The organism is Sphingomonas glacialis (assembly GCF_014653575.1).
GTDB classification, from domain to species: domain Bacteria; phylum Pseudomonadota; class Alphaproteobacteria; order Sphingomonadales; family Sphingomonadaceae; genus Sphingomonas; species Sphingomonas glacialis.
Genome location: NZ_BNAQ01000019.1, coordinates 1 through 8,075, shown reverse-complemented (window position 1 = coordinate 8,075; position 8,075 = coordinate 1). Strand labels below are relative to the sequence as shown.

Annotated in this window: 7 protein-coding genes; 6 read left to right on the top strand and 1 reads right to left on the bottom strand. The window is 60.2% G+C overall.

Annotated features, from left to right (window positions below):
- Positions 1-61: 61 nt before the first annotated feature.
- Positions 62-925: a hypothetical protein gene (locus IE187_RS20840; protein WP_229839630.1), complete on the bottom strand. Its 864-nt coding sequence runs from the start codon at positions 923-925 to the stop codon at positions 62-64.
- A 153-nt stretch (positions 926-1,078) separates the two neighbouring features.
- Here IE187_RS20840 and IE187_RS20835 point away from each other — a divergent pair, with 153 nt between their 5' ends.
- The 6 genes from IE187_RS20835 to IE187_RS20810 all read left to right on the top strand — a co-directional run bounded on the left by IE187_RS20835 (position 1,079) and on the right by IE187_RS20810 (position 7,745).
- Positions 1,079-2,335 (top strand): site-specific integrase, encoded by a 1,257-nt coding sequence (locus IE187_RS20835; RefSeq protein WP_189677921.1) that lies wholly within the window; start codon positions 1,079-1,081, stop codon positions 2,333-2,335.
- 955 nt (positions 2,336-3,290) lie between these two features.
- Entirely contained in the window at positions 3,291-3,644 is a 354-nt protein-coding gene (locus IE187_RS20830; RefSeq protein WP_189677920.1) for a hypothetical protein, read from the top strand.
- A 1,394-nt stretch (positions 3,645-5,038) separates the two neighbouring features.
- Positions 5,039-5,362, top strand: a complete 324-nt coding sequence (locus IE187_RS20825; RefSeq protein WP_189677919.1) for a hypothetical protein — start codon at positions 5,039-5,041, stop codon at positions 5,360-5,362.
- Between the two features lie 249 nt (positions 5,363-5,611).
- On the top strand, positions 5,612-6,082 hold the full coding sequence (locus IE187_RS20820) for a hypothetical protein (RefSeq protein WP_189677918.1): 471 nt from the start codon (positions 5,612-5,614) through the stop codon (positions 6,080-6,082).
- A gap of 152 nt (positions 6,083-6,234) precedes the next feature.
- A complete protein-coding gene (locus IE187_RS20815; protein ID WP_189677917.1) occupies positions 6,235-6,987 on the top strand; it encodes a hypothetical protein in 753 nt (250 codons plus the stop codon).
- A 491-nt stretch (positions 6,988-7,478) separates the two neighbouring features.
- Entirely contained in the window at positions 7,479-7,745 is a 267-nt protein-coding gene (locus tag IE187_RS20810; RefSeq protein ID WP_189677916.1) for a hypothetical protein, read from the top strand.
- Positions 7,746-8,075: the final 330 nt, after the last annotated feature.

The following is an 8,075-nucleotide window of genomic DNA, read 5'->3' as shown; positions in this document are numbered from 1 at the left end:
CATCGACGTCGGCTCAATGCTGTTAGGGGGTCCCTCTTCGACGCCGATCGGGGGTCCCGGTTCAACGCCTATTTACACGCTTGCAAGCGCCGAGCGCGGCGACCAGCAACCACGCGTCGCGCGCCCGGGAATTGCGTGACAAATGCACAAGCGCGTCGGTGCCCCGCGACAATTGTCCGTCCAATCGGCAGAGCGTCATGTATGTCCGGTTGTGCGCCGCACCCGCGCGCTCGATCAAATGCGGCTCGATCTCGTCTGCTTCGAGATCGTTTCGAAACAGCGCGCGCGATACAAGGCCGGCCGACTGCAGGGTGAGGGACGGCTGAACGTTGGCGGTCAGCAAGGCAAGATTGAGCGCCCAGCAGCCGCCCGGCTCGGCGGCGACGTAGTGGCTCAGCGTGCCGTTTGGGAGCGCGTGGCGAACCTCACTACCTTGGCCTTCCACAAAATCAGCATCGTTGCGTAGACCCTCGATCGCGACCGCGAGCGTGGCCAGGGATTGGGCAGGCAGATCCTCGACGTCCGGATCGTCGATCACCGCGCGTTCGCGCGCCGATCCGGCGTCGACGAGCGCGTCGCGCGCGCGCGCGAGCAGGTCGAGCTGCGTTGTGCCGAACCGATGTGTGGCGGCGACCATCGCTGCGATGGTGGCGGCAGCCTCAGCGATCGGTGGGGCGCCATGGTCGACGAGCCATAACAGCATTGCATCGCGGCGCGGATCATCGGTGAGCAACAGCTGCGCCGCCGTGTTTTCGTGCGCGGGGCCGACGTCACCAGCGCCGGCGTCGCGACGGAAGATGTCCCAAGCCGCTGACACCGCAGCAAGCGCCGACGCTCTCCGCAGGTCGGCGTGGGCGAACCGCCACGCCGCCTGGGCTCGTCCGAGCGCAAGAGCGTAGCCCGAGAGGGCGAGCGGGAGGTTCATCACCAGTGAGCATATGCTAGCAATCGTTTGATTACTAGGCACCCCCCTACCCGCTCATTATGCACTTTCCATAATCGATGCTTATGGTAACAACAGAAGAAGATATTGAAGGCTGAGTGCTCTCAGCGGGTAGCGCGAACGAAGGTTAGCAGGATGGCAAACGATAACACTGGCGAGATCGTTATCCACCAGCTCGACGGGCGCGCGCTGCCGCAGCGCCGTGCGCGTGGCTCAGCCGAACCTGTCGACGCGCGACTACTGCGCACGATTGCGGCTGCGCTCCCGGCGGATATGCCGCCAGTGAGCGCACTCGGCGTCGAGACCGCGCTCGAAGCAATGGCCGACGCCACGAAGGCGGCGATCGCCGCCGACCTCGATTGCTTCGTCGCGTGGTGCGTAGAAGAGAAGCGCCTCCCCTTCCCCGCCGACCCCGAGGATCTGGTGCGCTATCTCCGCCACCTCGAAGCGCAGGGAAAGAAGCCGGCAACGCTGTCGCGGCGTATGGCAACGCTTGCCAGCGCACACCGGTTAGTCGGGCTCGGTCACAAAATCGGCTTGCCGACGGATCATCCGATGGTCCGAAATGCGCTGCGCGCCAATCGCCGCCGTAAAGGTGCTGTCCAGCGCCAAGCAGCGCCGTTGCGCTTTGGTGGAGCGCTGGACGAGCATGGTGAGGTCAAGGGCTTCACGATCACGGCACTACTCGAGGCGTGTGGCGGTGACGCGCAGGGACTGCGCGACGCCGCCCTCCTCTCAGTCGGGTACGATGCGGGGCTACGCGTCAGCGAGCTCACCGCCGCCGCGGTGAAGCACCTCGAGCCACAGCCTAATGGCTCGGGGCTGCTCGCCATCCCCCGCTCCAAGACCGATCAGGAGGGACAAGGCAGCTGGGCGTGGCTGTCACCCGAGACAATGCGGCGCGTGCAGACTTGGCTGGTGCAAAGCGGCATCGAGGATGGCCCTTTGTTCCGGCGGGTCGGGATCGATCGGCGTCGTGCGCGCGCCGCGGTGCCCCCGCAGTCCTATCAGTCCATCCCGGGGAACACCCGCCACTGGCAGGAGCGGCTGCGTGGGGCGCCTGCGGTGCAGGCAAAGGTGACGTACACGATCGGCGAGCTCCCCCTCACACGCCAGGGCGTGTGTGCGATCTACCGGCGGATCGCGCTAGCCGCGGCGGACGCAGGGCTGGTCGAGATCACGGGGGATAAGCTGTTTGAGGCGCTTGCGGCGCTGTCGACGCACTCGCTTCGGGTTGGACTGACCCAAGACCTGTTCGCCGCCGGCGAGGACGGGGCGGGGATCGCGCTCACCTTGCGGTGGTCGTCGCCGGCGACGGCACTACGGTATGGTCGAAAACTTGCGGTTCGGAGCAACGCCGCTTCGCGGGTTCTGAGCAAGGTACGGCGCTAAAACCGCGGGTCCTCACCGCCTATACTCCTCTTTTCAGCCGTGGAGACCCAATCCCAGTCATTCGCGGCGCGATTGCCGCCGCCTAGAGCAGACATCGGTTCACGTGCTAAGGGCTCGCCGTTCTGCGGGCCAGCGCGAGCGCTGTGGGGGCGAGGTTTGGGACAAAGCGGTCGCTAAAGCCGTCGGGCGCGAACGGCGGGATCGGATAGAAGCAGACGCTCGCAGCGTGAGTCTCCAGATGGCAAACGCTCGGATGTGGCCGCCTCGGGGCCGCCTTTAGGGTAGGTGCTCGGACCTATTTTCCGCTTTGCCCGATCGCTCGCAACCACTCGCGTTGAACCGTTGACTGGCACCCGTTTGTTGAACGCTCGCCCTGTCCAACTGTCTGAGCGCGCATGGTTTTGCAGCATCCAAGGGGACGGGAAGCACCTGTCCAGAAAACGTCCGTTTATTGAACGCCTAGAGTGGCTTCGGCCGGGGCCGCCCTCCGATGGCTATTCCTTCTCGTAACTCCGTATGCGGAGCGGAATTTTGAGAATTTGAATTGGGAACGGTTTTTGAGAAAACTGTACCGAGGCAGTGCCCGCGCACGGCCGTAATGAGCGACCTTCCCGTGCCAAGTTCCCTTTTGAGAAGGCGCCGGTCGTCTTGATGGACGGTCCCTTTCGGGAATGCGAGACTGGCAGTCAGCCACTTAAGGTGCGCGCTACCGCCAGCATTGTGATGTAATGTGTTGCGTCGCCCACTGCTCGCATCCACGGTGAGCAACATTGTGCCATCGAAAGGCTGTTGATGTCCGAGGGGCGAGGCAAGGACCAGAGGCATCCGAAGTCGTTGCAGAGCTTGGTGATTTGAACATGCGGCGTGCGCTTTTGGCAACGCTGGCGCTCGCAGGCTGCGCCGCAGAGGACACACCGGAGGTTTACCGCGGTCGTGCGGGCAAGACGGTGCGGCTGTGCCGAGCCGGATCGCCTCGTCCGTGCTTTACGATGGCGAGAGCGATTGGGCCGCACCGGAGAAGCCAAAGGTGCAACGCACCGATCGCGACCCGATCCGCGTGATCGAGTTCTATGTCGACCTCGATCATCCCGATAGCATCATGACCGATCAAGCTGCTCGCGACCGTCTTCTGGAGAGACCCGGAACGGTGAACCTGCCAGCGGTTATGGGACATGTGGTTGGTGTTACCGTTGACTTCCCTGCTGGGGAGCGGCGGAGCGCAGCGGCCATCCGGTCGCAATTCAGTAAGGGCACGCTGTACCCGGCGCCTGCGTTTCAGGCGTTAAAGCCTGCACCACCGGAATATTGATTCGAGACCCGCCGCGCCGACTGGTTCAAACCCCTGAAGGATCGCAAACTGCATGGCGGTGGTATCTTCGATGTCGATGTCGATTATCTGAGCACGACGCAGAACACATGGCTTTATTGTAACGACGCACGCCAGGTCGTCGCGCCTTTTGCGCCGATGCCCACCTGCAAATTCGTGATCGTCGTCCCCGAGTTGGGCGCGCAGGTGTCCGGAAATCTTGACCGGGGAGACGTTCCCCGCTGGCGCAAACTGCGCGCTGCGGCGCTTACGACGCTCCAGTCCTTCGTGAATTCCCCCCGAGACTGAGGTGGAGCATCTATTTTTCCCGTTTCACCGATTGAGACAGATTTTAGGAATGCATCCGCTTTCCCGATCAACGATCCCTTTTGAAAAGGTCGGGATCGCCGGTGGGTTCAGTCCCGGCGGCATCGATGCTATGGGCAACCGATGCTGACAACCAAGCTTAAATGGCGCGCCAATCGCGGCGCGCGCGCTCTGAAGACCATTAGCGAGATCGAGGCCTCAATCCGGGCGCTGCATGACGAGGACCTCTTGGATCTCCATGACATATTCGCGGAGTCAGCCAACAGCGCTTTGGGGAGGCTTGCCGCACACGAAATGGCGCGCCGGAATCTTACGGCATAGGTCGGCTGACGCCCAAACCGCGATGTCCGGCCTATTGCCGCCGCACCTGAAAGCCGACGCGCTGGCGCTGCAAAAGGGGTCCCTTCTGCAACGGCAGCTTTTGGGTGGGGAAGCGGACAGTCGGCAGTCGCCCACTTGCGGACATTCGCGTCGGCCTTAGGGTATAGGCATGTGGCAGGTCATCGCAGCCGTTCTGGCGTCGGCATCCCCTCAAGCAAGCCAACCCGTAACCGTTAAGGGGACGGCTTTCGGTCCACGGCAACGCCTTGTTTGCGAGTGGTTCACTAATTTTGAGAACAGCAGGTTTGAGCAGTGTCATATCCTTGGAGGCACCGCCCCTCTGTTGGACGAAGGTGCGTCCATCGAATGCGCAGGGCAAAGTTGTGAGGAACTTGACGCCGCCGCTCGGAAGGCGGTTCAGTGGAAGAAGCCGGAGCCGGTTTGGGGAACGTTCACGGTCGAGATTTTAGGCCGGGTAAGCACCGAACGGCATAGGAAACGGTATCTAGGCGACGCAACGCGCACCGTCCTGATTGAGAACCTCGTGAGCATTCGAAAGCGGTAAAAGCCAAGACCTATGTCCGCTTCCCACCACCTATCGCCGTTCGACACCCGATCCAGAGCGCATGCCGCCCAAAAGCCGACCGTCAGCTATCGGGCGGAAAAGCGGACAGGCAGAAATCGACCACTTGCGATCGCCCCGTTCTTATCGCAAATGGTAGTCAGACCAAATCCGAAAGGCTATCCCGGTGAATGGCTCGCAAATATTTGTTGCGATAATTGGATTTATAGCCGCCTCGATCAGCACTTGGTCCGTGATCGTTGTGGTTCGTGTTCCTATTTTTCGACATAAGCCACTATGGGTGATCGGCTGTTTATTCGGGTTTATCGGGTTTGGGATTAACTGGACCACGCCAGACGATCTCATCCTGCTTTTTGGAATAACGATCCCGGTCGTTACGATCTATAAAGTGGTCGCCACGGGACAAGTCATCGTCAAAACTGGATTTCCAATCGTGTCGGTGATCGCGCTGTATATGGCACGCGATACTATTTTGCCGATTGATCGCTAACCCCGGTGGGTTCAGCGCCTTTTCGCCCTGTCAGGATGCTCCACCCACCCTGCATTTTAGCGCTAACGGGCCTATCCGTCTGATATGTAAAGCCTTTTCTTTACGAAATCCCCGAAATGTGCTTCAATAAGTGCAATTCGGTTGTATGCGCCCTACAGTCGCACGCGTGATAAACAGCATGTCCGCTTTCGGGGAGAAAAGCGGACAGGCACAAATCGACCACTTTCCGCCATCATCTTGGTGCGCTAAATGAACCGGATGGCAGGCGATGCACCAACTTCCGATAACGGCGTTTTCGTGCTGGCAACCTTCAATCGGACACTTGCCTTGCCCGTGCTGATCATCTTGACCGGATTGATATCAGCAGCGGTAGTGGCGTCGATATTTGAGATAATCCGAAACGGCGTATCAGTTAATTATGATTTTCTGCTGCCGATCATCGGCCTCGCATCGATTGCTCTGCTACCTTATCTTGTTAGGAGTCTGCGGAGTTGTTGGCTGCGCAAGCCGCTTCTCTACGTGGAGAATGGCGAACTTATAGCTTTCGACCCAGATTTCTTCTCGCAAGACGCAGACAAGGTGTTGTCTGTATTGGCTACGGCGGCTCCTGCTGGTGTCAAAATCGTTAGTGCAAGCGGTGCCAAGACGATCCGGCTGGCGCTCGCAATGCAGGGCGGCGACGAAGTTTCCCGTCGATGGAGCACGTATCTGGCGTCCTAATCGAAGGCGGTCGGAACGACCGGTTTCCACCACGTTGAGCCGTTCCCGCGTCGTCGATCGATACGAGCCGCCTAAAAGCTGACCGGCGGCTATCGGGCGGGAAAGCAGTCGGTTTAAATTCGACCAAACCCCGCCATTCAGGATCGATCTAAGTGATCCCGATTGCGGAAGTTCAGCAATGCGAACATATTTGGGCGATGTTGCCATCTACAACTTCGCTGCTTTCGCCGATCCCCGCCGGCTGGCAGGTCCTCCATCATGCCATTCTCTCCGATGGCACGCTCGCGCTTGTTACGACTGATGTTGACTTCGCGAGCGAATGGGAACGCATTTTAGCTAGTGATACGCCGGTCGATCCACCTAGCCGCATCGAGCAACTTTACAAAATAGGGCGCGCCCGCCTCCTGACCCGGGCAGCAGATGGTTGGCAAGATGGCCCCGTGTTTCCTCTCGAAACGGCCCATCCGCTTATCGACCGTTTTTCCGATGGCCGTTGGCTTGTGGTCGCGTCACGCACCCGCAGCGAGCCGAACGCTCGTGTCTTGGCACCAGACGGTGCGCTGCAATCGCGGTTTATGCTGGGCGACGCGATTGAGCACGTCGTGATCGATAGTTTAGATCGCATATGGGTTGGCTGGTTCGATGAAGGCATGGACCGTGCCGGGTATGGAGTGGCCGCCTTCCTGCAATGGGGTTGCCTGCTTCGCACCCGACGGCGCTGTGATCGAGATGCCGTCATGGCCCGAAGAAGCTGGTTTGATCGCCGACTGCTACGCGCTCACTGTGGTTGGCTCGGGTGTATGGACATCGCCCTATACCGACTTCCCCATCGTCCGCTTCGTTCCCGGCCAACCGGCGCGGTGGTGGCGAAGCGAGCTTACTGGGCCGAAGGCAATCGCCGTTGACGGCATGCACGCGCTTGTCGCGGGGGGCTACGGTGATGATGCTGCGCGGTTAACGCTAGTTCGATTGCAGGAGCCCGGAGATGGGCAAGATGCAGGAATGGTAATAACTTGGCGCATGCCACTCCGTGCGGCGCTGCCCGTTCAAAATGAGTGGGCTCCGGTGTGGGAGCCGCCAGCGTTGTTGGCCGGTCGCGGGGACACCTTACACCTCATCGACGACGGCAAATGGCATCAATGGCGAGTGGCAGATGCTGTCACCGCCTTTGGCGACGCGATGGGGTAGCAGCTTCGGTCTGCTTCTTTCCCCAAAAGCTGCCGGACCGGCTTCCACCGCCTATCGCCGTTCGCGGGCAGCAAGCGCGCTCATGATCCCCGAGAGCCGATCGGCAGCTATCCAGCGGAGAAGCGGACAGTCTCAAATCGACCAGAACTGGACGTTGCCGCAGCTGTCGCCTGGTCGCTAAGCTGTCGGGGAAGGAGTGCTGCGAACGATGGGAGAAGATCGGCTCATTCCGCCGGGTACGCGAGTTCGTCTCGACAGCCTTGTGAACGACGATGATCAACCAACTCCCGAGTTTGGTGTGGTCGTTCATTGCTGGCTCGATGATGAGATCGGTATGTTCGACTGCTACGTTGCGTTTTTCGGCGCTGAGTTTCCCGACGGAAAGCCTTCAGAGAAGCCCTACGTCCTCCGTTATGCCGCAACCTCGTTGGCGGCGCTGACACCCCAGTTGCGGACGTTTGGCATTGGCGAGTAACACCATGGGGATGACCGCCGAACAACTTTCAAAATTATGGGCTTTCGCTCGGGGAGATATCGCTGAGACAACCTTTGAAAATTGGTTTCTTGCGCAGGACGAGCTCGAAGCTCCGCTCGGAGAAGACCTGCATTGGAGCCTTGCTTCAGCCGATTATCGCGACAGGGACGTGGTATGGAAACTTCGTAAGTCGCTTGCTCAACATCTTAGGGCGCACGAGAAGTGCGAATGCGCTTCCATTCGGGACCTCGCAGCTGTGGATCGGCGTGCAAAAAGGACCCCCTTAGCGGGGTGATCGGCGTCCAAAAGGGACCCCTCATTTCGATGGTT

What these genes read in the sequence shown, in the direction of transcription:
- IE187_RS20840 (WP_229839630.1), bottom strand. Translation starts at nt 925, where the DNA reads ATGAACCTCCCGCTCGCCCTCTCGGGCTACGCTCTTGCGCTCGGACGA.
- IE187_RS20835 (WP_189677921.1), top strand. Translation starts at nt 1,079, where the DNA reads ATGGCAAACGATAACACTGGCGAGATCGTTATCCACCAGCTCGACGGG.
- IE187_RS20820 (WP_189677918.1), top strand. Translation starts at nt 5,612, where the DNA reads ATGAACCGGATGGCAGGCGATGCACCAACTTCCGATAACGGCGTTTTC.
- IE187_RS20810 (WP_189677916.1), top strand. Translation starts at nt 7,479, where the DNA reads ATGGGAGAAGATCGGCTCATTCCGCCGGGTACGCGAGTTCGTCTCGAC.